At 41.7% G+C, this 25,665-nt stretch carries 25 protein-coding genes and 1 pseudogene; 9 read left to right on the forward strand and 17 right to left on the reverse strand.

What is annotated here, in order from left to right:
• Window positions 1-6: 6 nt before the first annotated feature.
• The 6 genes from E0F88_RS28510 to E0F88_RS28535 all read right to left on the reverse strand — a co-directional run bounded on the left by E0F88_RS28510 (window position 7) and on the right by E0F88_RS28535 (window position 6,761).
• Window positions 7-2,178 (reverse strand): lipopolysaccharide biosynthesis protein, encoded by a 2,172-nt coding sequence (locus E0F88_RS28510; RefSeq protein ID WP_131961748.1) that lies wholly within the window; start codon window positions 2,176-2,178, stop codon window positions 7-9.
• Window positions 2,175-2,843 carry a TolC family protein gene (locus E0F88_RS28515; protein WP_131961749.1) on the reverse strand — a complete coding sequence of 223 codons (669 nt, stop codon included), beginning with the start codon at window positions 2,841-2,843 and terminating at the stop codon, window positions 2,175-2,177. The genes E0F88_RS28510 and E0F88_RS28515 overlap by 4 nt, the downstream gene beginning before the upstream one ends.
• 82 nt (window positions 2,844-2,925) lie before the next feature.
• Entirely contained in the window at window positions 2,926-4,149 is a 1,224-nt protein-coding gene (locus E0F88_RS28520) for a sugar transferase (protein WP_131961750.1), read from the reverse strand.
• 20 nt (window positions 4,150-4,169) lie between these two features.
• Complete coding sequence (locus E0F88_RS28525) at window positions 4,170-4,559, reverse strand: response regulator transcription factor (RefSeq protein ID WP_131961751.1); 390 nt, start codon at window positions 4,557-4,559, stop codon at window positions 4,170-4,172.
• 443 nt (window positions 4,560-5,002) lie between these two features.
• Entirely contained in the window at window positions 5,003-6,193 is a 1,191-nt protein-coding gene (locus tag E0F88_RS28530; protein ID WP_131961752.1) for a carboxypeptidase-like regulatory domain-containing protein, read from the reverse strand.
• Window positions 6,180-6,761 (reverse strand): RNA polymerase sigma factor, encoded by a 582-nt coding sequence (locus E0F88_RS28535; protein ID WP_220466396.1) that lies wholly within the window; start codon window positions 6,759-6,761, stop codon window positions 6,180-6,182. Before E0F88_RS28535 ends, E0F88_RS28530 begins: the two co-directional genes overlap by 14 nt.
• Window positions 6,762-6,894: 133 nt before the next feature.
• Between E0F88_RS28535 and E0F88_RS28540 the strand changes: the two genes are divergently transcribed.
• On the forward strand, window positions 6,895-8,745 hold the full coding sequence (locus E0F88_RS28540) for a vWA domain-containing protein (RefSeq protein ID WP_131961753.1): 1,851 nt from the start codon (window positions 6,895-6,897) through the stop codon (window positions 8,743-8,745).
• Between the two features lie 56 nt (window positions 8,746-8,801).
• Here E0F88_RS28540 and E0F88_RS28545 read toward each other — a convergent pair whose 3' ends face one another.
• Genes E0F88_RS28545 through E0F88_RS28560 form a run of 4 tightly spaced genes read right to left on the reverse strand, consistent with a single transcriptional unit; the run spans window position 8,802 to window position 11,032 of the window.
• Window positions 8,802-9,380 (reverse strand): DUF4202 domain-containing protein, encoded by a 579-nt coding sequence (locus E0F88_RS28545; RefSeq protein WP_131961754.1) that lies wholly within the window; start codon window positions 9,378-9,380, stop codon window positions 8,802-8,804.
• Window positions 9,381-9,386: 6 nt separating this feature from the next.
• Window positions 9,387-9,854 (reverse strand): hypothetical protein, encoded by a 468-nt coding sequence (locus E0F88_RS28550; protein WP_131961755.1) that lies wholly within the window; start codon window positions 9,852-9,854, stop codon window positions 9,387-9,389.
• 25 nt (window positions 9,855-9,879) lie between these two features.
• Window positions 9,880-10,263, reverse strand: coding sequence for a DUF3037 domain-containing protein (locus tag E0F88_RS28555; protein ID WP_131961756.1), 384 nt, complete (start codon window positions 10,261-10,263; stop codon window positions 9,880-9,882).
• Window positions 10,241-11,032 carry a HipA family kinase gene (locus tag E0F88_RS28560; RefSeq protein ID WP_374756330.1) on the reverse strand — a complete coding sequence of 264 codons (792 nt, stop codon included), beginning with the start codon at window positions 11,030-11,032 and terminating at the stop codon, window positions 10,241-10,243. Before E0F88_RS28560 ends, E0F88_RS28555 begins: the two co-directional genes overlap by 23 nt.
• Window positions 11,033-11,217: 185 nt before the next feature.
• On the opposite strand from E0F88_RS28560, the pseudogene E0F88_RS34415 reads away from it, so the two are divergent.
• Window positions 11,218-12,239: pseudogene (locus tag E0F88_RS34415) on the forward strand (Rpn family recombination-promoting nuclease/putative transposase).
• 39 nt (window positions 12,240-12,278) lie between these two features.
• On the opposite strand, the gene E0F88_RS28575 reads toward E0F88_RS34415, so the two are convergent.
• The 6 genes from E0F88_RS28575 to E0F88_RS28600 form a co-directional block, all read right to left on the reverse strand.
• The gene (locus E0F88_RS28575; protein ID WP_131961759.1) at window positions 12,279-13,145 is read right to left on the reverse strand and encodes a phosphoenolpyruvate hydrolase family protein; all 867 of its coding nucleotides are present in this window, start codon (window positions 13,143-13,145) and stop codon (window positions 12,279-12,281) included.
• Between the two features lie 39 nt (window positions 13,146-13,184).
• A complete protein-coding gene (locus tag E0F88_RS28580) occupies window positions 13,185-14,417 on the reverse strand; it encodes a Tm-1-like ATP-binding domain-containing protein (RefSeq protein WP_131961760.1) in 1,233 nt (410 codons plus the stop codon).
• 14 nt (window positions 14,418-14,431) lie between these two features.
• Window positions 14,432-15,286, reverse strand: coding sequence for a sulfurtransferase (locus tag E0F88_RS28585; protein WP_131961761.1), 855 nt, complete (start codon window positions 15,284-15,286; stop codon window positions 14,432-14,434).
• A gap of 101 nt (window positions 15,287-15,387) precedes the next feature.
• A complete protein-coding gene (locus tag E0F88_RS28590) occupies window positions 15,388-15,810 on the reverse strand; it encodes a response regulator (protein WP_131961762.1) in 423 nt (140 codons plus the stop codon).
• A 179-nt stretch (window positions 15,811-15,989) separates the two neighbouring features.
• Window positions 15,990-16,889, reverse strand: a complete 900-nt coding sequence (locus tag E0F88_RS28595; protein WP_131961763.1) for a ThuA domain-containing protein — start codon at window positions 16,887-16,889, stop codon at window positions 15,990-15,992.
• A gap of 203 nt (window positions 16,890-17,092) precedes the next feature.
• The gene (locus E0F88_RS28600; protein ID WP_131961764.1) at window positions 17,093-17,584 is read right to left on the reverse strand and encodes a hypothetical protein; all 492 of its coding nucleotides are present in this window, start codon (window positions 17,582-17,584) and stop codon (window positions 17,093-17,095) included.
• 316 nt (window positions 17,585-17,900) lie between these two features.
• On the opposite strand from E0F88_RS28600, the gene E0F88_RS28605 reads away from it, so the two are divergent.
• The 5 genes from E0F88_RS28605 (at window position 17,901) to E0F88_RS28625 (ending at window position 22,440) form a co-directional block, all read left to right on the forward strand.
• Entirely contained in the window at window positions 17,901-18,638 is a 738-nt protein-coding gene (locus E0F88_RS28605; RefSeq protein WP_229213946.1) for a 3-keto-disaccharide hydrolase, read from the forward strand.
• Window positions 18,639-18,746: 108 nt separating this feature from the next.
• Window positions 18,747-19,622, forward strand: coding sequence for a cyclase family protein (locus tag E0F88_RS28610; protein WP_131961766.1), 876 nt, complete (start codon window positions 18,747-18,749; stop codon window positions 19,620-19,622).
• A 38-nt stretch (window positions 19,623-19,660) separates the two neighbouring features.
• Complete coding sequence (locus tag E0F88_RS28615; RefSeq protein ID WP_131961767.1) at window positions 19,661-20,992, forward strand: serine hydrolase domain-containing protein; 1,332 nt, start codon at window positions 19,661-19,663, stop codon at window positions 20,990-20,992.
• 68 nt (window positions 20,993-21,060) lie between these two features.
• Window positions 21,061-21,825 (forward strand): SDR family NAD(P)-dependent oxidoreductase, encoded by a 765-nt coding sequence (locus tag E0F88_RS28620; protein WP_131961768.1) that lies wholly within the window; start codon window positions 21,061-21,063, stop codon window positions 21,823-21,825.
• 27 nt (window positions 21,826-21,852) lie between these two features.
• Window positions 21,853-22,440 (forward strand): peptidylprolyl isomerase, encoded by a 588-nt coding sequence (locus E0F88_RS28625; RefSeq protein WP_374756331.1) that lies wholly within the window; start codon window positions 21,853-21,855, stop codon window positions 22,438-22,440.
• A 64-nt stretch (window positions 22,441-22,504) separates the two neighbouring features.
• Here E0F88_RS28625 and E0F88_RS28630 read toward each other — a convergent pair whose 3' ends face one another.
• Window positions 22,505-23,785, reverse strand: coding sequence for a PQQ-dependent sugar dehydrogenase (locus E0F88_RS28630; protein WP_131961770.1), 1,281 nt, complete (start codon window positions 23,783-23,785; stop codon window positions 22,505-22,507).
• A gap of 219 nt (window positions 23,786-24,004) precedes the next feature.
• Here E0F88_RS28630 and E0F88_RS28635 point away from each other — a divergent pair, with 219 nt between their 5' ends.
• Complete coding sequence (locus E0F88_RS28635) at window positions 24,005-24,334, forward strand: hypothetical protein (RefSeq protein ID WP_131961771.1); 330 nt, start codon at window positions 24,005-24,007, stop codon at window positions 24,332-24,334.
• Between the two features lie 144 nt (window positions 24,335-24,478).
• Entirely contained in the window at window positions 24,479-25,660 is a 1,182-nt protein-coding gene (locus E0F88_RS28640) for an AGE family epimerase/isomerase (RefSeq protein WP_131961772.1), read from the forward strand.
• The last annotated feature ends 5 nt before the right edge of the window (window positions 25,661-25,665 follow it).

A 25,665-nucleotide genomic window follows, 5' to 3' on the forward strand; every position in this document is an offset into this window, starting at 1 on the left:
TGCTGTTTACTTGGTTTTAGCTGCCTTAACTGAAACTTCCCTTGCCCCTGTAAGCACCCATCCCGGAAACTTGCTGCCAAGACTTTTGAAATAATCGATCTTTGATTTATCATCGGCCTTGATGGACTTTCCTGCTTCAAAAACGGAAACTACAATATCAGCAAATGAAATCCATTCTTTTGCCTTGTTCATCGCTTCCATCGAATCGGCTTCTACCAGGATCACATCAAATTTTGTTCTCAAATAATCCAACACCTGTTTGATGTGATACACATCCGCAATTTCATTCAACGAAGTATCTCCGCCTCGGTTTCCCAGGATACCGATCCCGTCTGCACCAACGTTTGCGAGAGCAAGGTTTTTGTCATGAAACAAATCCTCTACAAACGCACCTGTTGGATTTAACGAGGTAATGTTTGAATAGGAGAAGTTACCATCAATAACCAAAACGCGTTTGTTTATTTTTGAAAAAGCCCAGGCAAGTCCAATCGTTAACAACGTTTTATCCTGCCCTTCTTCCAGTCCTGTCAGGACGATGATCTTTGATCCCGGTGTTTCCGAATCCAGTTCATACCGTATGGAACGGACCAGATTTCTGAAAATGGTATGTGATTTTTTCGATCCTCCTTCATTCTTGATTTTTTCCAGATCAATTCCATCCGATAAATAATTCAGATGGCCAATCACAGGCAGGTCGGTCTCATTAGCAAGCTGCAGGGGATAATTAACCGACTTATCAAAGAAGTAAAGTATAAAGAACACAAACAAACAGAAAGCAAAACTGATCACACCGGACAGAATCAGCAGCACCATCTTCTTGGAAGGCTGAATATTACCAGGCAAAGCTTTTTCAGCCTGCTTTAAAAACACCGGAAAATTAGACTCCAGAGTAGCGTTGTTGTAACGCTGAAGCGCTTCCATGTATTCCTTACTAGCAATGTCTATACCGGTTTCATATTCCTGAATTTCCGCCTCATTTGGCACCAGGGCATCAAATTTACGGTTCAATCTTCGTAGCTCCTGCTGAATGGAAGAAACACTGTTGGAAGAAAGTTCAAGCTCAATTTCGAGATTCAGCTTCTGTGTGACAAGCCCTTCCTTAATGACCATCGGACTGTAAATGTACTTATCAGATGCATTGGTTATCTGAAGGCTCAGTTTTGTTTGAAGTGAATCCAGTTTGCCTTTGAATTTCGGATCAAAATTATTTCTGATATACAATTCATTAACAGACCGAAGCTGTTCTTTGGTTGTAATGATATCCTGGTTAACACTTGTGAGCGCGCTTTCAAGATAACGCCTGTCGGCGGGATTAAACTTATCATCTATTCTGCGGATGGCAGCAGCATAGGCAATAATATCCTTCTCGGCAATTTCCCTTTTTGTCTCGTACTCCGAAATCTGACCGTAAAGACTTCTGGCCTGTTCATTCAAATTTAAAACCCTGTTTCTGATCTTGTAATTACGAAGGCCGTTCATTTCCAGAGTCAGCGCATTCTTTTTCCGGTTCAGAAATTCCGTCAGGAAGGTGATGGCACGGTTGCTGTTTTCAAGCAAACGATTGGAATAAAAAGATATAAATTCCGTAGCGAGCGTATTAATCAAAAAGGCAGATAACAGCGGATCTGCCGCTTCCGCATCGATACTGATATAATCGCTGTTTTTGACACGATAAACTGAAATTTTGGAAGCGATCGAACCATGATCGTATCCTGTTTCTTTAAGCATGGAAATGATCACATCGCTATCTTTGTTTCCCGGAAGCAACTCTTCCCTGGATTTCAGTTTCTTATCAATGAGCGAAACGTATTTTTCCAGGGTCTTTTTGTCCATAGACTCAATGACCTTTCCCGGCTTGGTAAATTTTTGATTGGCGGGTGACCGAAGATCGTGTAGTAAGAGCTGATATGAAACCTGATCAAGGACTTTCTTGAGCATCAGCATTTGCGTGAGGTTATCAAATTTCCGGTTGATCTCCGACTCCTGATCATCATCAGCCAAAGTTAACACCTGTTCCGTTTTATCGACAAGTCCGGTGGAAATGCTGCCATGAGATTTGTAGATATCAGGCAATTCTCTCACGAGGAAAAAACAAATAATCAGAGTAACGACAGGCACCGCAATAAGCGCGATCCGGTTGCGGTATAGCAGTTTAATAAATTGTAAAAACTCCGTCATTTGATGTCTTCAAGTTTTTGTCCCAATAACTCTTCCAGGCTGCTCTTAGCAATGTAAACATCCGCTTCCGAGGTAATTTTAGTCTGTTGCTGCGTAGAGTACATCAGCAGTGCCGTATTATAGTTTTGCAGCGGAAGTTCTCCTTTTTCAAATTTGTACTTGGTATCCTTCAAAGCACTTTCGATGTCAAGCAGCGCTTCTGATTTAATTCTGAGAATTGTCAGGTGCTGGATATAGGTGATGTAGCGTTTTTTAACATCTGCCACAAGCCCCAGTTCATAAGTTTCCTTTTCATAAACACTTACCTGCGCCTCTGCCCTGGCTTGTTTTATGATGGTAGGTTTCTGAATGATGGAGCCAATATTGATAAAAAAACCAAACTGATACCCCTGCAGGAGAACCGGGGTAGTGACATTAACAGCCTGGTTAGGACTATACAAATAAGAGAAAGACAATATATCAAAGTAAGATAAACGGGCCTTTTTGACTGCCATATTACCCATTTCGATCCTGGCATCATACATTTTTCCCCTTGGAAAATTTTGCTTGGCAACTTCAATAAGTTTTTCCAGATAGGGGTAAGATATTTCCTGCGCCAATGTTTGCTGAGCACGGGCTCTGCCAAAAAAAAGTAACAGAGGTATTAGTAAAATTAAGTATCTCATTTACCTTAAATATTGTAAGAATTAAGTTTCTGAAAGCGCGAAAAGAAAAGACATGAGACCGGGAAATTCTGATAAATCCAAATCAAACGTTTTCCGACTGCAACAAAGCCGGGAAGGTTTTCAGGATAATCATCATGTCCATTTTGAAAGAAAAGTTTTTGGCATAGGTAATATCCAGCTCAGCTCTTTCCTCTTCTGACATGTCCGCTTTACCCTTTCCTCGTTTGGTTACCTGCCAAAGCCCGGTCAGTCCGGCAGGTCCGGCAAAACGAAGGATCTTGTCGTCAGTTGTCATTTTTTCAGCTTCGTATAGTGGTAACGGTCTGTTACCAACCAGCGACATATCGCCTTTAAGAATGTTGATTAACTGAGGAAGTTCATCCAGACTCGAATTTCTCAAAAACTTGCCAATTCTGGTAATTCGCGGATCATTTTGGAATTTCATAAAAGCCGCTTTTTGTTCTTTTTGGTTTTGAAATACCTTTTCACAGATTTCTTTACCGTCAAGAAATAAACGTCTGTTACAGAATCCGCCGCTCCTGCATTCCTCACATAGGTTGGCATCTTCCGGTTTAACAGCACTTTCGGCAGGTTTGTTGTTATACATATTAAACGCTGCCATTTTGCGGATCATCTGATCTGCGTCAGTACGCATGGTCCGGAACTTATACAGATCGAAAATTTTGTATCCGCTTCCTACTCTTTTGGATTTGTAAAAAACAGGGCCCTTCGAATCGAGGCGTATCGCCGCAGCAACAAGTAGGAAAACCGGAGATAAAAGAATTACAGCACCGCCGGTTGACACAACATCAATGGCCCTTTTCCAAAATGGAGTTTCTGTATGGTTTATAGCCTGGATTTTTTGAGAGGCTTTTTGCGCTACATACCACTGCCGTTTTGTAAAATAGTGCAGCCTGGTTAGCAGATCGCCATCTGTAAAGTCAGTAGCAAATATATCGTCTGCCTTTTTTTCCTTTGCATTACGCACAAGCGCTGGGCTTAATTTATCGACAAGGATAATAAAAGGAAGATTGCCCAGTCCGGCATTTCCTCGAATAATATCAAGCAGAGCCCACCCCTCACTTTTTACATGCGCAATGATGACATCTGCCGGAAAATAATCCTGCAAAGCGTTTAGTAAATCGTCCTTTTCTTCGAAATATTCTATTTGCAGATAGCTTCCGTAATTGGCCGAAAACCAAAGATACTGCTCAAAATCTTTCGTTAAATAAGCAACTCTGTACAGAGCTGCCGGGGGAACTTTTGTATCAACAAAAGTAACCGTAGACTTGTGACCTAGCTCCATAAAACCGATGGATTATAGAATTATGAATATTTTTTACTACGTCGCAAAATCGCGTTGATTTTTGCCTGTACCTCCATTGGATTAAATGGCTTAAGCATAAAATCATCCGCTCCCAGGTTTAAACACTGAATGCGTTCACTGCTTTCGTCAGAGCCTGAAAGTATGATGACGGGGATATCCGCGTATAGATTACTTGCCTTAGCCACCTTTAGGAATTCCTTGCCGCTTAAATTAGGCATATTTAAATCTGCGATGATCAAATCAGTTTCGTTACCCTGTTCAAGCCAGAGCATTCCTTCAGATCCGTCATGCTTTACAATAACATTGAAGTCTTTTTTTAGAAAATGTTCCAATATTTTACAAATACTGGGTTCATCATCAATAATTAGTAGAGTTTGTTTAACATTCATCGCGTTGAGTAAAATATCAGTTCATGGAGGCTGTATAATATGACCAAATGTTTTTTAAAACACGTTTTATCAACATTACATTCAAGTATCCGATCCCGAAACAATTAACTAAGATAAAATTTGTCGATGTCGAATAATTATCACAAGCAAGTATTTCTACAAAGATGCAAATAATAGGCAAGAACCGAATTGAATTAGTAATAAATTCTCTTCAACCATAGGGTTACTTTCGTTCGTTATAAACAAAATCTAAATAATTTAAAGGAAAATACAGTTCAGTCCGGCCGTTAACTAAATTTAAGTTCACAAAACCGAAGATTTTTGGTAAGCGTGCAAGATGAATAGAAAATACTACATTTGAAAAAATATTTCAAATTAATTCTACCTGTAAAGTATCTGTGAGCGCAAGCTGACGTATTTTACGATGTCCGAAGTATTAGAATTTATTTTTCCTGATAGGGCAAAGTTAGCGATACCCTTTTGTCGATGCGATTACCGAGTTCGTTACGTGCCGGAATCCAGGCCGGTCCCGCTTTAATAAGCTGAACTGCCCGTTCAAAATTTTCACTTTTTTCATTGCTTTTAAAATCAGACAACTCACCTTTTTCTGAAACCATAAAGGTGATTTCAAGTTGTGCTTTACCAGTGGATTCCTCTGCGGTTCTGTTGAGGTAAAGCCCAAAAGCCTGCCATCCGCCTGTCGGGCTAGGCTCACCAATGACCGCTGAAGCTGTTCGGAATGACCGTTTGTATTCCGCTTTACCGTACCCAACCACCACAACTTCACTCAGCATTTGTGTATCTTCTTCAAGTTTGATATTTGCCAAATCGGTCTTTGTGATAGGTTGTTTATGTGTTTTGTACCCAATAAAAGATAGCATAAGCGAATCGCCTATCTTGCCCGTTATCAAGAATCTCCCGTCCTTATCTGTTGTATAGGACTGTCTTGGAGATAAGGCAACCGACACACCTGGCAGCGGATTGCCCTGCTGGTCGGTGACTTGTCCCGATATGGCCCGTTTCGTATACGAATAAACCGAAAGGCCAGCTGTCGGCACACCTTTGATCGCAAATGGTTGGCGTTGCGGAGCGGACTGCACGATCCGCTCTGTCCTGATATCCAGGGTTGGCAATGAATCCAAAACTCGAAGCTGGGCGTCAGCAGGAGTTAATTCTGGTGCCTGTGTTGGGCTCACTTTTTTTAGTTTTGATAATTGCTGAATTTTCGGTTCGGCAAGTACAAGGAAGGAATCGGCACGTACAGATAAAACCCCTTCAGGCTTTGGTTGCTGTACTGCTACATTCTGGGGTATTTTCCGATTGTCCTGAAGATAACCCAGCCAGACAATCCCAAAAGTAATGAGGAAGATGGCGGCTGCAACAGTTAACCAAAGCGGCAGACTTTTGCTTTTTTTATCCTCCACCCTGTTCTCAAAACGGAGACGCAGATTTTCCATCGCATGCTGATGATCCGATCCGGTATCATGAAGCTCTGTAAATCCCTGATACGCCTCTGCCAAAAAAGGATCATCCAACAGTCTTTTTTCAAAACTATGCTGTTCGGCAAAGGACATAGAGCCAACCTGATAGCGCTGAAAATCTGTTAAATCATATTTGCTTTTATCGTCCGCCATTATTTTCCATGCAAATTTTCAAATTGCGTTTTCCGTTCTGGATATAGCTCTTCACTTTATTAAAATCAAAACCGGTTTGATCGCTGATTTCCCGGTAACATTTTTCCTGTAAAAAAAACAGGTCGATACTTGCTTTCTGCTCGGCCGTGAGCGTTTTCATACATCTTTCCAATTTGTCCAGTTTTGTATCAAGATTTGTCAAATCAAAATCGTCCATGAATTCGACTAAATCTGTTGGTTCTTCCATTTTATCACTAAAAACAAAAACCGGCCTCACACGGAGCTCCATCAGACAATAATTTCGGGTCACGCTATGCAACCAGCTTTTGAAATTTATAACTTGGTTCGTCCGAAGATCCACAATCAGTTTTTCAAAGATATTCATTACAGCATCTTCACTTTCCTGACTGTCTTTCAAATACTTAAAGCAAATTGTAAAAACCATCTGCATGTATGGCTGATACAATTCCGAGACAAAACGTATCTCATCTGTCTGTTTGTAAGCAGTCAGTAATTCACTTTCCGTCAAAGGTTTTTCCTCTTTACTAAACAGTTTAAAAAATTTCACTAAGATCTGTGGTGTTATAGCCAGCTTGCAATGACTTGATGCAAATGGACATAAATTTCCATAAAACTTTAAGATTAATTTATGGAATTTAAAATGGTTTTGCATCCAGCAATAAACTAAACGATTCAAAACCATGAAACCAAACCAATTGCTGCTGATCGTGCTGCTTCTCTGCGGTTTTTCTCAAAGCCCTGAAAGAAAAATAACCGGTATTGTTACTGACAGAAATCAAACGCCTTTGCCGGGAGTAACAATCTCTGTAAAAGGTTTCAAATTGGGGACAACCACCGACCGACTCGGGCGTTACCAGATTTCAATACCGGTAACAGCTTCCAAGCTGGTTTTCTCTTTCGTCGGATATCTATCAAAAGAAGTTTCGTTTGCTTTTGACAACATATTAAACGTCACTTTAACCGAAGACTACAAAGCGCTTCAGGAAGTAGTTGTGGTTGGTTATGGAACTCACCACAAGAGATTCGCCTCAGCTCCGATGTCCATCTCAAATCACAGCATGAATGCGCCAGTTTATTCGAATAACCAATATCAGAATACAGAAAATTATAAATCAGTTAATGAAAATATTTTTCAGCTGACGTGTCAACAGGCTGTAACTACATTTTCTGTTGATGTCGACCGGGCTTCATACAGCAATGTGCGTCGCTTTTTAAACTCCGGACAAATGCCGCCGGAAGATGCGGTAAGAATCGAAGAAATGATCAACTATTTCGATTACGATTATCCTCAGCCAAAAAACGAACATCCTGTTTCGGTGACCACGGAGCTATCTGATTCGCCCTGGAACAGGCAGCTCAAGCTTTTGCGTATTGTTCTTCAGGCAAAAACAATTTCAACAGCCGGGCTACCGGCTTCCAATCTGGTATTTCTTGTTGATGTATCGGGATCGATGATGGATTTCAACAAACTTCCGCTTCTTAAAAATGCTTTCAAACTACTGGTTGATCAGCTTCGCCCACAGGATAAAGTTTCTATTGTGGTTTATGCAGGAGCTGCCGGTCTGGTACTTGAACCAACATCCGGAAATGAAAAGGCAAAAATCAGAGAAGCGCTTGACAACCTTTCCGCAGGCGGGTCTACTGCGGGCGGAGCAGGTATCGAGCTTGCCTACAAAATTGCCCGCGAAAACTTCCTACCAAAAGGAAATAACCGGGTTATTCTGGCAACTGACGGGGATTTTAATGTGGGAGTTTCATCGGAAGGGGCACTTGAACGATTAATCGAAGAAAAAAGAAAAGATGGCGTTTACCTGAGTATTGCGGGTTTTGGAATGGGGAATTACAAAGACAGCCATATTGAAACCCTCGCTGACAAAGGAAACGGGAATTATGCTTATATCGATAATATTCAGGAAGCCAGAAAGGTTTTTGTAAGTGAATTTGGCGGAACGCTGTTTACCGTTGCCAAGGATGTGAAACTTCAGATCGAATTTAATCCTGCCAAAATGAAGGCTTACCGGCTGATTGGATATGAAAACCGGGCACTAAAAAATGAAGAATTTCATGATGATAAAAAGGATGCAGGTGAAATGGGTTCAGGTCATACCGTTACTGCCATCTATGAAATTGTACCTGCAAACGTGGAAAGCCGTTATCTAACCAAAACCGATGAGCTGAAGTATCAAAAGACAGCTCCGTCTGAAAATGCAAAAAGCAATGAATTACTTACCCTTAAGATCAGATATAAAAATCCGGAAAGCGATAAAAGCATTTTGTTCCAAACCGTCGTTTCTGATATGGCCAAACCGATGAACTCGACCTCTGACAATTTCCGTTTTGCAGCTTCCGTAGCTGAATTTGGTCTGCTTTTAAGAAAATCTGAATTTAAGGGAACTGCCGGTTACGATCATGTCATAAGCCTGGCTCAAAGCGCAACAGGAAAAGATCAGGAAGGATATCGTTCTGAATTTATAAGTTTGGTCAAAGCGGCAAAACTTATAAATGAAGGTTCAGAAACGGCTAAGAGATAAAGGAATACGGTCTTGAAAAACAGTTTTTGAATGTTATTTCAAGACCGTGTTGGATCTTAACTTAAAGCTTTATTGATTAGAGCAGTTCCCTCCTCGCTGAATTGAAGACTCAAAGCTGCCTCTCTGCCCGGTTCTGACATTTTCGCCCAGGTTTTTCTCAAAATATCGATCATTTTCTCTTCCGATAATTTCTCAATCAATTCATCGAATTGAAATTCCAGAAATACGAGACATAAAGCGTTTTCCATGGTTTGCACGTCGGGATCCGTTTTAAGCTTTGACTTACGAATAATCTCACCCACACGTTCGGTCATTTCCTGATCGTAACCTACCGACTGTAATATTTCGCCTGCTTTCGCGGCATGAAATCTGGACAAATCACTTCGCCATTTCAGGTATCCGGCTCTGCCATCAGGGTAAGTTTTCCGGGCTATTTCCCATCGTCCAATATGCTGGCTGCGGGAGGCTAGCAAAAGTGCCTCACTGGCATTTCCATCGAGTTTTATAACCCATTCGTACAATTTAAGGGCATAAAAATATTCGGAGGGAAATTGTTTTCCGTCCCAGGTTATGGACTCGGGAGCATTTTTGTTGTATTCATCAAAGCGCCCGAAAGCTGTTTCTAATTTCGCCATTATCTATCAATTACTCTTCCTGAAACGGAGTTCAATTTTGGTCATTCTTGGGTAATCGTATGCTGTGCTTTTTGTGCTCATCGTAAATGACTCATAGGTAACGTCATCAGGGACAATAGTCCAGGCTCCGCCTTTCTGGTCGGCAGCAGTTAGCGTTATGTCATTTGCGTTCAATTTCCAGCGAAGCAACATCGGCTTTGTGTCTCCTTTGAAATAACCCTCAAAATCACCGTTGGATTTAAATTTTACAGTTTCCATGTAACGTTCAAAATCGATTCCGCCAAATTGCTGAATCATTTTTCCATCCTTAAAATTCACCGCATCATTGACCAAAATCTGTTCGATTTTCCATCCATCACCAGCCAGCAGCTTTTCAGAAGCATCTTTTGGATCTTTCGCGGTATTGCTGCACGCGGTTAACAATATCAAAAGACTGTAAATTATCAGGAATGTGATAGTTTGTTTTAGTTGCATAGATTTTCTCAGGTTTCGTATGTGTTTATAAAACCAGATTTTTAAACAATTCTTCCAGGGTCTGCTGCGGATCTGTACAAAATCCGGGATGGACTTTCGATGACTGTACAACACTGCTGCGGGTTGCCGTCAGCCATCTGAAACGGGACGCAACCGGCAAAGCGCCAATCGTTCCTGAACCTTTGGCTCCCTGACAGATTTTCTCCAAAGCCTGTAAATATCGTTCAAGATCAGCGATATCGGTTTCACTGCACAAAGCATGGATTTTGGTATCATTCAGCTGATATAAAACTTTTAAAAAACGCTGCGATGCGCAGTATAGAATCACACCTGCATTCACAAACTCCTCACGCTCAACCCTTGGTACAACGCGGATAACGGCGTACTCAAATAAGTGCTTTTCTTGCATTTTGCGCTTCGATTACAAAAATATTCGATACAGAAAGCCTGGTAGTCAAAAAATTAGCATATACCTGGCGCAGCTGTTGTGGCGATTCATCTGAATTACTGATCAGCCATTCGTCAGGAATCAGTGAAACAACAGCAAGAATGTTTTCCTCCGTCAGAACAGAGCGAAATTCTGCATCAACTACATCAAGCTCTGAGGCCGTGGAAAGCAAAACATGGTCCTTCACCTGAACAAAAGGACGTTTGGCCTGCTCTTCCCAGTTCTGCCAGGAATGATGGAAATATAACGATGCACCGTGGTCGATCAGCCACAACTCTTTGTGCCACATCAGCATGTTGGTATTGCGGGCAGTTCGGTCTACATTGGTCAGCAGACAGTCCAGCCAAACAATCTGCGATGCAAGTTTAGCATCCACTTTTGTCACCAACGGATCAAAGGTAATCGCACCGGACAGATAGTGCATGGCCAGGTTCAAACCTGTACTCGAACGAAGCAGATCCTGAATTTCTTCATCTGCCTCAGTCCTTCCGAATGCCTCGTCCAGATTGGCGAAAACAATTTCAGGCATCCTTAACCCGAGCATGCGGCAAATTTCTCCACCAATCAGCTCGGCAATAAGTGCTTTGACCCCTTGTCCTGCGCCACGAAATTTAAGAACATATAAGAATTCATCGTCCGCCTCAGCGATCGCAGGCAACGACCCTCCCTCACGAAGGGGCGTAACATACCGGATCACATTGACTGTGCGTAATTCAGGTATTTTATTCATTGTCATCATATAAGACTTACCACTGGTCAATCAGGAAACACTAAAATTAGAACCATTTCCTGCAATACACTCTGCCAGCAAAGGATTTTTTAGAAACAGCGTAAAAGAAACGGATTTAATGTGTTGTTGCTCAAATATTTGAATTCTCAATTTCTAAAAAATAGAATCTTTTTTAAATTTACCAAATGAGTAAGACCAACACCACTATACACGATAACTTCATCAGGGCGATATTATCAGACAAGAATATTGCCATTGAGTATTTCCGAAATTATTTACCGGAAGCTGTTTCCAGCCGGCTGGATTTTTCATCCATGAAGCAGATTCCCGATACCTATATCTCCAGAAATTTGCAAAAAACGATGTCTGATATTGTTTACTCCTGTTCATTGAGAGGCAGGAAAAACAAGGTAGTAATTTCGTTACTGATTGAGCATAAAAGCTTTCCTGATAAATTTACCGCAGTTCAAATCGGCAGTTATCTATTTTCTGGTTATGAGAAACAGGTAAAAAACAAAGAACGGATGTAATTATACCAATATTATTGTATCATGGCAGAGGTAAATGGAAATATCAGCCGCTCTCAGGATTGTTTAAAAACCTGGATCCTGAATGGAAACAATTTATCCCCGACTTTGACTATGTTTATAATAATCTTGGTGAAATTTCGGATCAGCAGGTAGAAGCGCTTCAAAATAAGTTTTTGGCTGCCTCCTTACTTTCTCTTAAGCATAGCTTTGAGAAAAAATGGCTGGAAGGTAACGCACTGAAAATATTAATTTTGTCTAACGATGCGTCTGAGAACTTACAACGTAACCTGGCTGTTTATATATTTGCCAACAGCTCACTGACAGAGCAGAAGATAATTGAATTGATGAAATCTTTACCTTCAAACATAAAAAATACACTTATGAGCACGCTTGACTTATTGGAAAAAAGAGCAGTTGAAAGAGGACTTCAAAAAGGAATTGAACAGGGAATTGCGCAGGGACTCGAACAAGGGATAGAAAGAGGAATAGAAAAGGGAATGGAAAGAGGACTTCAAAAAGGAATTGAACAAGGCATCGAATTAGGCAAATCAGATATTGTAAAAAACCTGTTAACCAGCACTGATTTTACTACTGAAAAAATTGCGATTCTGACCGGTGTGAACGAGAAGATCATAGAAAAAATACGTAATGAGTTAAATTCCGGCAAGCAGGGTTAAGTACTTACGGGAATTTAACAAATAGTGTTTTTCAAATCACTATTTCTCTGACAATGTCAAAGATTTAAAGCTGCGGGTTAACTCTGTTAAAGATTTCTCGACTCCCATACGTTCCAGAGAAGAAGCACCAACAAAGCCATGTACATCTGTTCTGTCCAGGATTTGGCGGACATCTTCAGGAGTATTAATCGGTCCGCCGTGGGCCAGGAAAAACACATCCGGATTCACGGCCCTGGCAGCTTCAACAATTTCCTGCGTACGAAATACAGCATCATCCATGGTACAGGAGGCTTCCACAACTCCGATTGATCCGCCGACAGTGGTTCCCACATGCGCGATAATTGCATCGGCCCCAGCCTCTGCCATTTGTCTGGCTTCGTCAGGCTTAGCTACGTAAACAATGGAAAAAAGGTCCATTTTACTTGCCAGTCTGACCATCTCAACTTCTTTATCAAAACCCATCCCGGTTTCTTCCAGTACATTGCGAAAATGCCCGTCTACAATAGAATGTGTCGGAAAATTATTGATACCGGAGAAACCCATCTCCTTTACCTTCAACAGATGATGCCACATTCTGCGACGCGGATCTGACCCGTACACACCACAAATTACCGGCACTTCTTCCACCACTGGCAACACCTCAAACTCCCCTATCTCCATGGCCACTGCATTGGCGTCGCCATAGGCCATAAGACCAGCTGTTGAACCATGACCGGCCATTCTGAAGCGCCCCGAATTGTAGATAATTATTAAATCAGCACCGCCTTTTTCAATAAATTTTGCGCTGATACCTGTGCCTGCACCTGCGGCAATAATTGCTTTTTTCTGATCCAGCGTAGCCTGTAGTCTGTCTCTAACCTCTTGTCGCGTGTAAGGATTACCCTTACCTGTCCATGGATTTGGCATAATATATTTTTATGTTTTAATTCAATATTAAATGGCTCCTTACTTAATCCCCTGGTTTATCATATCCAGTAAAGTTTCAACCAGCAAATCCGCAAAGGCAGGATCATTGATATGCAGATCCGCCTCAATTAAATGCACCCTTTGATTAACACCAGACCTGATGGTTTCGAACAAAACCTGATCCGTTTCCGGTCTGTAAAAAATTCCGCCTTCCTGATCAATCTGGGAGATCCCTTTTAACGGCAATACTACAGAAACCGGCGCAGCGGCACGGTTCAAATGGGAAATAAGTTGTTTACCCAAAATAACATTTTCAGCAATATCTGTCCGCATCAAGGTAACGTCCGGTGCCCAGCTGTAAAATTCCCTGCCAGTATATTTTGACGGAATTGTATCCGGATGTGCAAAATTCACCATGTCCAGACAACCCGGAACAACAACCTGTGGTAACTTCATCTCAACTGCCGCCGTCATCCGATCAGGCCCTGCGCTGCATATACCTGAACAAAGTTCGTCTGCTAGCTCAGTTGTAGTAATATCAAGGACTGCATCAAAACAGTTTTCTCTTATTAAAGCCTCCATTGTTTTACCCCCAATACCGGTTGCATGAAAGGCAAGTACCTCATAGCCTTTATCTTCAAGTAGCCGGGTACAACGGTCGACACAGGCCGTGGTATTGCCAAACATACTGATGGCAACCCGACGGATTTCGGTATCATTTAGCAAACCACCTACTTTTGACATCGCACAGATTGAAGCAGCTGCCTGTTGAATAAGGACCTTGATGATCCCATTAAAACCGGCCACATCCACCACAGAGGGCATGAGTGTAATATCTTTATTTCCAATTTGTCTTGAAAGATCCTTGGCTGCAAGTGTGCTCAGGCAGATTTTGGGAATGCCAAGCGGAATAAACTGCATGGCTGAGAGTGCTATGTAAGTACCCCCTCCCCCTCCCATTCCGATGGCTGCTTTCACCTTTCCTTCTTCAACAAGCTTTGCTACAATTTTCCCCGCGCCTCTGCCCATCACATCCATTGCCTGCCCCCGGTCTCTTTGTTTTCTAAGATCATTAATAGTCATTCCACCCTCCAGCACTACAACATCCGATTCAAAGTCCACATGAAACTGATCCGTTGTTCCCATTACACCGGTGTTGACTGTTAATACTTTCTCTCCCAGCTCAAGAATGCAATTTCTTAAATAGGAAAAGATCTCTCCCTTTGTATCAAAACAACCCAGTATTAATATAAACTTATCTGTCGAAGACATGCTCATGAGAATTATTACATGATTATTTTGGCCTGGTCATCATCGCCTGTTTCAATAGCCTTGTCGTTGCGTGACCATTCGCTCCATGAACCAACATACAAACTCGCCTGCGGTATACCTGCCTCCGACAGAGCAAGCAAGGTATGACAAGCCGTAACGCCGGAACCACAATGCACGATTAACTTTCGTTCACCACCGATTTGGTTATATTTGTCAGCCAATTCGGAAGAGGATAAAAATTCTCCTTTTTCATTCAGATTTGATGTATACGGAATATTAACGGCGCCCGGTATGTGACCGGCTATCAAATCAATTGGTTCACTTTGGCCTATGTAACGATAATTTTCACGCACATCGATGACCAAATAATCCTTATCATCTGCTGCTCTTGCAACATCATCCAACTTCACAATTGGAAGTTTCCAGGCCTCAATAAGGTAGCCGTTTGGAAAAGGTTGGATTACCGGTATATCGCTGGTCATTTCAAAACCTGCATCGAGCAAGGCAGAAAAACCGCCGTTTACAACAAATACTTTTTCATGACCCGCGGCTTTGAGCATCCACCAAAAACGTGCAGCAGCGTTTGCTCCGTTTTTATCGTCGTAAATCACCACAGTACTAGCAGAAGTAATTCCCTTGGCAGATAATGTTTCTCCAAATTTCTCAGGTGAAGGGAGTGGATGCCTGCCGCCGTCTGCTGCATTTTCTGATTTTGCAGAAAGCTCCGTTTCCAGATCTACAAACAATGCTCCCGGTAAATGTGCCATTTTATACCTTTCCAAAGCGTCAGAACCACCTCTTGCATCGGCGATAACAACATCCTCCAACTGCACAATTGTTCGTAATTGTTGCGCACTAATAATTCCCATAAGCTGCTAATTTGGTTTATCCGGCAAACCTATAAAATTAGGGTCAAAACTATTGGATAGGCACTCGGTTAATTGCAAGTTTATCAGATATCAAGAGAAATTTATCTCGTATTGGGATGTAGGCAGTGTTGCCAGTAGTCGATAATGATCTTGACCTGACCTTTATAAGAAGCAAAATTGCTGAGTTTTTTATAAAAACCCTGTATGGTTGAATTATACGCAGCATCAACGATCTGCGGGTTGTCGGCAGTACTCAGGAAGACGAACGGGATTGCTTTTTTCTTTAAATAGGCATTTGCATCAATACGCTCACGAAGTTCAAGACCATTCATTACCGGCATATTGATGTCACAAAGAATTAGAAATGGCTGCTCCTGAGTCGTTTCAAGATACAAAAGTGCTTCAAGACCGTTTTCAAAAAAAACTAACCGGTTAGGTATACCCAATTCTGAAATTGCGGTTTTTAGCAAAAATTGGTCATCAGTATCGTCTTCAATAGCAATAATGGGCCCTTTCAGTGACATGCTTTGGTTTCAATTTAAAAAAGTCGCTGCGCAAATATCACATTTATTCGAACCATTAACAATTACTTTAAACCGGTAACACATTACCTGAGAATGAAATTACAAGATTAGAAAAAGACTAAATTCACTTACGACCTAATGTTTTGAACCGATGTTTCAGTCATTGTACAAAACAGCTTTTACAATTGTTTACTCAGCATTTCGAGTTCCTCATTTTCGGGAGTTTTACTATCGATTCCATTTTCCGGAATACTGATTTTAGCTGTCCAAGCTATCGCGTTTAAAACCAGCTTTCTAAAATTATCGTCTTTCCAGTTCGCGTGTACATGTCCTCCCGTAAACCCGAAACCTCTGCCACCATCTGTCCGCTCAAAAGTCCAGGCTAAAACCTGAGGCTGTTTATCAACCAAAACTGCCTGACGTACATATTGATTATTTGAATGTGTTCCTTCTTCACGGTTCAGAGTAGAATCCGGAGGAAGTGTTTTCAAAATGGGTGTGATTCCCTTCATCCCCTTTGAAAACCGCATGTGATAGTACCATTCATCCCTAACGCTAAATGGCTTTAAACCCTTTGCTACGGGGTGATCCGGAAAACTTTCAAAGCTCGCTGTCCAAACCGGGTTCACCGACCAGTCTGTTTCAAAATAACCTCCAATCCACTTTAAAGAGTATTTCTGCCCCAATTCCTTTGGTATTTCCAGCGTAAAATGGAGCATCGCAATCCCTACATCTTTGGTTAATATTTTATCCAGTTGTTCCAAATATGGCATCAGCATATGATCGCCGCCTCCATCGCAAAAAATGACGACTGCATCCGCCTGATCAAACACAGAACTATCTTTCGGCCAGCCGTTTTCGCATACAATTGTCTGCACATCCGGGAAGCTTTCCTTAATCTTTTGAGACATAAGTTTACTCCCTCCATTATGTTCATGCTCACCTTTTCCATGGCTATCGGGCCCGGCAATGAAGACAACTTTTTTAAAATCAGACTGTTTTTTATTTTGTCCGAAAATGTGAACGGTCGTGATCAAAAACAGAATAGCTAAACAAATAATTTTTCCGTACTTGTCCATACTTGCCGCACTTTAAGTTATTTCAAGAATTATCTTGCAGATATTAATTTCTCAGGACAAAAATTAAGCCAGTTTGTGATCCTGATTCTTTCCTTGTATTCAGGTACCGCGATTAGCTGAGTAAGTAAAATAAAAAAGGTGCATGAAATTAATTTTTCCATGCACCTTAAAAATGATTATTCTGTCAACCTGAGCATATCTCATCAAGCCACATTCCTCAAATGTCTTACGAGCGGATCCCCGCCATAATTTTCCCAAAGTCCTGCAACTATATTTCTTTCCAAAACACTATGAGGCTTGAAGTCAATTACAATCTCCCCATCATTGATCCTTGTGCGAAAATACTGTGCGTAACGCTCAGACATCACTGAACCAGTCAGAGCTCTTACGCCCCCGTCATTCAGGTCCGCAGCCACCATAAGTGCCACACCGGGGAAGGAAATATATTTACCTAGAGTATTGATTGCGTCTGAAATTGTAACACAAGTTTTATCCTTATCAATACTTGTAAAGTTTATTTGCGGGCTGTGCGGGTTATATAATTTCTCCTGAGTTTCCTCAGACATGATTAGCGTAATTTCTTCGGGTGTATAACCCAGTTCAATTAAAATATGGAAGGCATTCTCAGCGTCCTCCCGGGTTGCAAAAATACCAGTCACTGTGCAGGTATCTTGCGTGTTGTAGTTTGTTTCCATATTCCTTGTTGATAAAATGTTTTGAAAAGTATTAGGCTTTTAAAATGTTTAATAAGAATTGTTCCACAACTTACCGGAATAGGACAATAGCTTTTAGAGAAACTTTACCAAATTTTGATATATATACGGTGGTTACAACCGTAGCATCAATTCCTCATTTTGTTGGAAGTCTGTCTGTTAAAAGGAAAGTGCGGTTAAAAACAAAAAGACAGGGACTAAGAGTAATCCGAAATACAGATCTGCTTATATGTAGAAATTGATTAAACAAACTGATATGTTAAACTCCATCCGATTAAAACAATTATTGATAGGTGTTATGCTGATAATCGGCGCTGGCAATTCGCTTTATGCACAAACAGGAGTCGGGACAAAACCGCCCAAAGGTGCAGAGCTTTACATGGATGGCAGCCGTAAGATGCTTGATGAAAAATGGATTTATTGGGAAGGTCCTCGTTTTTCGGCCAAACCTCCGATTAAATGGACCGTCGTCAAGGATCCGGTCGATGCGGGCACTGTCATTAACTGTAACGATCCGGCATCCGCTGGCGGCCTTTATGGTTCAGCGGATATTGTTACCAAAAAGCAGTTCCGCGATTTTCGTGCACATGTTGAATTTTTTATTACAAAAAAAGGAGGGAACAGCGGTGTTTACCTTCAAAACCGCTATGAAATTCAGGTACTTGATGGCGATACGACTTCTCACGGTATGGCGGCAGTAATTAATGAATCCAAATCACCATATTACGCTTACAACGGAATCGGCAAGTGGAATTCTTATGATATCCTCTTTCGCGCTGCCCGTTTTAAAGATGGAAAACTGGTTGAAAAACCATTGGTAACTTTATACTTCAACGGCAAAAAAGTACACTCCAATCATGCCATCAGCCAGGTTTGGGGTGGGCCAAATTCAGGAATTGATGGCGGAAACGAAGGCGGAAAAGGGATTACCGACAGACCGGGTGGACTGAAATTGCAATCGGAGGGACATGACGTTTTGTACCGGAATATCTGGATTAAAGAAGAAGATCTCAAAAAAGCGGATACAAATTTTTAAAAACTTTGATTGAAAACTCTCACGAAACTGCTGTTTTCAATGCGATAATTTAAATTCTCACAATTCCTTAAATATGATTTAATTGCATCACAGCAAATTCAGGATGTCATGCAATACAGAGTAGTTTTTGATTTTGAAGTAACATTTACAAACGGTGGAGGTATCCAGGGCCAGGACTTCCGGCTGGACATTGAAGGTGAAAACATTTCTGACAGCGCCCTGACTAGTTACATTATTGAGGATCTGCGACTTTTGATGGTGGATCAGGTTCGGATTCTCAATAAATTTTATATTCAGGAAAAACACAAAAGACAAATAACCGATCCGTTGCAAACCGGGCAATTGATCGATTTGAGCCATACCATTTTTAATGGTCTTATAACCTACAAAGGTCTTCCCGCACCGGTCATTTGCGATTTCCTCAGCCGTCAGGATTCAGAAGGAAAATACGAAGAAGGAACTACTTTTCAGATTGGAAAAATTGAGATGGTAAGCAATACCGGCACCTACATAGATTGCCCTTTTCACAGATTTGAACACGGAACTGATTTATCTCAAACCGCTCTGGAATCTTTTGCCAATCTGGCGGCAATAACAATTGAGGCAAAAGACATATTGGAAATTGGTCCTGAATATTTTATTAACCAGGATTTAACCGGAAAGGCAGTGCTTGTCAACACGGGTTGGTCGGCCCACTGGAATACGGATCATTATTTTGAGAATCACCCTTTTCTCACAAGTGAGGCCGCGCAGTACCTGGCTGAACGTCAGGTTAAACTCGTAGGTATCGATAGTCACAATATAGATGACACAAGAGCCAACAAAAGACCCGTTCATACCATTTTACTTGGTTCAGGGATCCTGATTGTTGAACATTTGTGCAACCTGGACAAGCTTCCTGACAGCAATTATCTGTTCAGTGCCGTTCCGCCAAAGTTTAAAGGTGTCGGCACCTTTCCGGTAAGGGCTTTTGCAACCTTGTAATCTATCCAGGCGCAAATCCTTAAACAATAAACATCTGCATGAGAAATAAAATTTTACTCACGTTCGCAATCTGCACATCGATTGCCTTTACAAGCTTTGGACAAAATTTCAACAAAGCAAAACTGGACAGCCTCTTTGATATTCTATCTCAAAAGGACAAAGCCATGGTCAGTGTGGCTATTTCTAAAAACAATGCGGTGATTTACCAGAGAGCAATAGGTTTCGCATCCATCAATTCAACAGAAAAAACTCCGGCAACTACCAAAACCCGCTACCGTATAGGCTCAATTTCCAAGACTTTTACGGCTACAATGGTTTTTCAGCTGATCGATGCAGGTAAACTTAAACTGACCGACAAGTTATCTGCCTTCTTTCCAACCATCCCGAACGCCGATAAAATTACAGTTGACATATTGCTAAGTCACCGCAGCGGCCTGCATAATTTCACAACCGGACCGGGGTTTATGCAATACATGACCCAGCCAAAAACACAGGCAGAGAACATTGAGTTATTCGTTTCTCAAAAGCCTGATTTTGAGCCAGGTGCCAAATTTGAGTACAGCAACACGAATTACAATTTGCTCGGATACATCGTCGAAAAAATTACGAAGAAAAGCTATTCAGAAAATCTCAACGAGCGCATCGTATCAAAACTAAATCTGAAAGAAACCTATTATGGGGGAAAAACAGATTTGACAAAAAATGAGAGTTATTCTTACAAACCCATGGGATACTGGATTCAGCAGCCCGAGACTGACATGAGCGTTCCGGGAGGATCCGGTGCAATCGTTTCAACGCCTGCGGAAATGACTACTTTCATCACATCCCTTTTCGCCGGCAAACTGGTTTCAAAAGCAAGTCTCGAACAAATGAAAACCTTGCAGGACGGTTATGGAAAAGGCATGTTCACTGTTCCTTTCGGACCAAAAACGGGATATGGCCACAACGGTTCTATCGATGGATTTGTCTCTAATCTATACTATTTCCCTGAGGACGAGGTGGCTTTTGCCATCTGCTCAAATGGCGTTTCTTATCCGCTAAACAGCATATTGCTGGCAATGCTGAGCAGTTATTATAATTTTCCATTCGTCATTCCAACATTTAAAAGCATATCTGTAAAATCCGAAGAGCTTGACAAGTACCTGGGTGTTTACTCCGGCCCGGCGATACCAGTCAAAATCACAATTGCAAAAAATGAAAACGGGCTTACCGGACAGGCAACGGGCCAGGGCGCATTTCCTTTAACACCTACTGAACCAAACGTATTTGCCTTTGAGGCAGCAGGAATTGTTATTGTTTTTGATACTTCAAAAAATGAGCTAACTTTAAAACAAGGGGTAGGAAACTTTGTAATGAAAAAGGAACAATAAGCCTTTCTCAATGCTTTAAGGAGGTTTTTGGCATAAAATTAGTGCTGTGAAAAGTAAACTTTACCTTTATGATTGCAGAAAAGCTATGTTTATCCGGAAAAACGGCGCTGGTCACCGGTTCGAGCCAGGGCATTGGAAAAGGCATTGCCCTGGCTTTTGCCGAATATGGTGCAGATGTCATCCTGCATTACAGAAAGGATGAAAATGAAGTACAGCAAGCGGCCTCAGAACTAAAAAAATTCAATGTTAAAGTTTATCCCGTTCAGGCTGATTTATCTGAACCAGGCTCCGTTTCCAAACTTTCTGAGGCTGTTTTCGCTCAGGTTGACAAGGTGGACATTCTGGTTATCAACGCTTCTGTGCAGTTACCGGCTGTTTGGACTGAGGTTACCGAACAGGAGTTTGACACACAGGTTGATGTCAACTTAAAATCAACTTTCCTGCTTATGCAAAAATTTGCTCCCAAAATGATAGACAATGGCTGGGGACGGATTGTTACCATCGGCAGTGTTCAGCAGATTAAACCTCATCCGAACATGATCGTGTATGCAGCTACCAAATCCGCTGTATTAAACATGGTGCAAAACGTTGCGATGCAGCTGGCGGATAAAAACGTTACGGTCAACAATCTGGCACCTGGTGTAATTGACACGCCGCGAATCGGAGAAGAAGTTGGTGACAGTGAAGAGCGCATCAATAAACGCCTGGAAACGCCCGCCGGGAAAATTGGCTCACCGGAAGACTGCGCAGGTGTTGCCGTTTTACTTTGCTCGGAAGCAGGGAATTTTATAACCGGACAAAATATTTTTGTAGACGGTGGAATGAGTTTGTAAATTGTCCAAAAAAATTCACTCCATATGATATACCGATTACTATTACTTACCCTTTTCGCCACGGGATTTTCAGCTCATGCGCAAACAAACAAAAGTTATTCTGTTGGCCAGATCAAGACCAACATGGGCGAAATTCTTATATTTCTTTATGACGAAACGCCAAATCACAAAGCGAGTTTTATCAAACTGGCCAAAGAGAATTACTGGGATACGCTTACATTTAACAGGGTGATCAAGGATTTTGTAGCACAAGGCGGCTGTCCGGATACACCAGCAGGTTTTTCTGATTCACCATATCTGCTAAAACCTGAGTTTAACAGCAAATTGCGTCACGTTTACGGAGCAGTTGGTGCAGGCCGGGACGATAACCCACAGATGCTTTCTGCCGGATGTCAGTTTTACGTTGTTCAGAATAAAAAAGGAATTGCCCGTCTGGATGATAAGTATACCATTTTCGGACAGGTTTTTCAGGGTATGGATGTAATTGACCAGATTGTCAGCGTAAAAAAGGATTCAACGGATACGCCGCTTTCTCCCATTACACTGGATGTAAACATTGTCTCAATGACTGAAAAACAAATCAAACAAAAGGGGTTTGATCCTGTTTTAAAATAATATACTTCATAAAACGAAAAAAATCCGGCCTGATCGCAAGCCGGATTTTTTTATGTTCTACACCTTATTTTTTCTTGTAATCGATTTTAAATATCGTGCCGTTGAGATCGTCTGTAACATACAAAGAGCCATCCGGTCCCTGAGCTAGTCCGCATGGTCGATGCTGGATCGGCCCGGTTGGTTTTACGAGATCGGTCCCGGCAAAATTGTCTGCAAATATTTCCCACTTCCCTGCTTTCCCATTTACAAAGGGAACAAATGCAACCAGATAACCTTTGTGAAGTTCGGCAGACTGGCTATGAAAGGCAATAAAAGCGCCGTTTTTGTAGCGGGCCGGGAAACTGTTGCCCGTATAGAACATCAATGCATTCGGACCTAAATGCGCCGGAAAAGCAACAAACGGATCAACTGCTTTTTCTCCCGAAGTCTTTTTGCCATCGCCTCCGTATTCGGGAGCAAGCATTTTTTTGTTTTGGAAATGATCGTAGTAAATATACGGCCAGCCTGCATCATCACCTTCTTTGAGCTTGTACAACGCCTCAGCCGGAAGTTCTGCGCTATGTTTTGGCGTATAATATTGCGGGTAAAAATCGTCGAATTTACCCCGGCCGTGAGCGGTTGCGTAAAGCGAATTTGTTTTTGTATCCCAGTCAATCCCAACAGCGTTTTTCACACCCGTTGCGTACCGAACACCATCAGAGAAGGTTTGTCCCGATTTTTCAGCGCTAAATTTCCAGATACCGCCGGCAGAGTCCAGAATCGTGCAAGGCGACATCCCCTTGCCTGAACCCGCCTGACGGCAGTTATCACTGTATGAACCTATGGTCACATAAATGTTCGACTTCCCGTCAATAGCCAGCGGCTTGGCATTATCGCGACCATGGTCAAGAAGACCGTCGATAATCTTCTCCGGTTTATCAAAATCTATGATTTCTTCCTTTTCATTGAGCTTGTAGCGGTACACAGCCTTATTGGAAGAAGCGTACAGGTAACCATTTTTAATCATTATTCCTGTTCCCGGAAAATCTCCGAACAGCTTTTGCTCGTCGATCGTACCATCCTTGTTGGTATCCCTTAACAAATAAATCCCTTTGCCATCTTTAAGTTTGGCGAGCTTAACATAAATATCTCCGTTTTTAGCGACAGCAATATGCCGGGTTGCTCCCATATCAGTTCCAAGAATTTTGGCAGAAAATCCGACCGGCAGTTTAATTTCCTTTGCATCGACCGGCATCAGGTTAGAAGCAACCGGAAGTTTCTCTGGCTGGGTTTTTAGAAGATAAAAGCCGGTGAGCCCTGTAACGATGAGCGCCGCCGATGTTAACTGTAAAAATTGTCTTCGCATGAAATAAAAAATGGATGAATAACTGAAATGATATTTCCTTTGATGTAAAGTAAATAGAACACATGTTAATACTCAGATCATTGCAAACATATTTTAAGATCGATAAAAATTTGGAATGATTTTTTATCGATTCCCCTATACAATTCGTAAAGCTTAGGTTAAATTGCAGCCTAAATCTTAACTTCTATAAAATATTATTCAACTAAAATCTGAAACAATATGGTACCTTTTGGTGACGACGATGATGACGATTTATATGATGACGATCTGCCTGGAAACTACCCTGCCTCTGATGACATTTTCACCCGGGGTTTAGTTGATGAAGAAATAGATCCTGAGTTTATAGGTCGCGATAAGCTGGAAAACGAAGAGTCGACTGGTTGGAATGAAAAGGATTTTGAAGACGACCTGGTTGGAGACGACCTGGACGTACCGGGGTCTGATCTGGACGACGAAGACGAAATCGACGGTAACGAAGACGAAGAAAACAACTATTATAGCCTGGGTGGTGACAACCACAACGACCTGGAAGAAAATCAGGGAGACTAATTTTTAAGTTTTTTAGTTTTAAGTAATAAGTTTAAAGCGGTTGTCTCCCCGGATAACCGCTTTTTTTGTTTAAGTAGTCTTTCCAGATTTGCTCTTTACAAGTAGCTTTTTAAACGGCATCACTTTTTTCTAAAAAAGAAAACCATGGCGCAATTTACACCTGAAGCTTTTAGAAATGAACTGATCAGTATTCTTGTGTACTGGGAAAAATATGGCCAGGATAAAGATAAAGGAGGTTTTTACGGAAGGGTTGGTTATGACAACAAACCGGTTGCTAATTCAGCAAAATCGGTTGTTTTAACCGGTCGCATTCTCTGGACATTCTCAATGGCTCACCGCCTTTTTAAACAAGTTAATTACCTTACGCTTGCTGACCGGGCTTATCAGCAACTGATCAAGAATTTCGTCGATGAGGAACACGGGGGCGTTTATTGGTCGGTTACTGCAGACGGAAAACCGGCAGACAGCCGGAAACAGATCTACGGACAAGCTTTTGCCATTTATGGTTTAAGTGAATACTACCGTGTGACGAATTTTCCTCCTGCACTCGAAAAAGCAAAGCAGCTTTTTTCCCTGATTGAAAAACATGCTTTTGATGACACAAACGGAGGTTACCGGGAGGCTTTCAACAGAAACTGGACAGACACCGACGACTACATTCTGAGTAAGAAGCCTTGGATCAAAAGCATGAACACGCACCTTCATTTGGTAGAAGCGTACACAAATTTGTACAGTGTTTGGCCCGATAAACATTTAAAACAGCAAACGGCTAATATGCTCGATACCATCTTGATACATATTGTAGATAACGAAACGAACCGAATGGAGCTGTTTTTTGACGCGACCTGGAAGCCAAAGGATCATGTGATTTCTTTTGGTCACGACATAGAGGCTTCCTGGCTGCTTTATGAAACGGCGGAGGTACTGCAAGATAAAAAGCTGATTGAGAAAGTAAGACAGAATTCAATTTTAATGGCGCAGGCAGCCGTTACAGGACTAAGCCGCGACGGAGCGCTGAATTACGAATACGACCCTGAAACTAAAATTACCAACACCGACCGGAGCTGGTGGGTTGCTGCTGAACAAATGGTTGGGTTTTACAATGCCTATGAACTTACAAAACAGGAACATTTTAAGATCAAATCACAAAAAAGCTGGGATTACATTATAACTGAATTCGTCGACAAAGATCGCGGTGAATGGTTTGGCACGGTAAAAGAAGATGGCACACCGGTTAAAGGTGACAAAATCAACTTCTGGAAATGCCCCTATCACAACAGCAGGGCATGCGCAGAAATGTGGAGAAGGCTTGAGAGAAAGAAATGATATTT

The organism is Dyadobacter psychrotolerans (assembly GCF_004349265.1).
In the GTDB taxonomy this organism is placed as follows: domain Bacteria; phylum Bacteroidota; class Bacteroidia; order Cytophagales; family Spirosomataceae; genus Dyadobacter; species Dyadobacter psychrotolerans.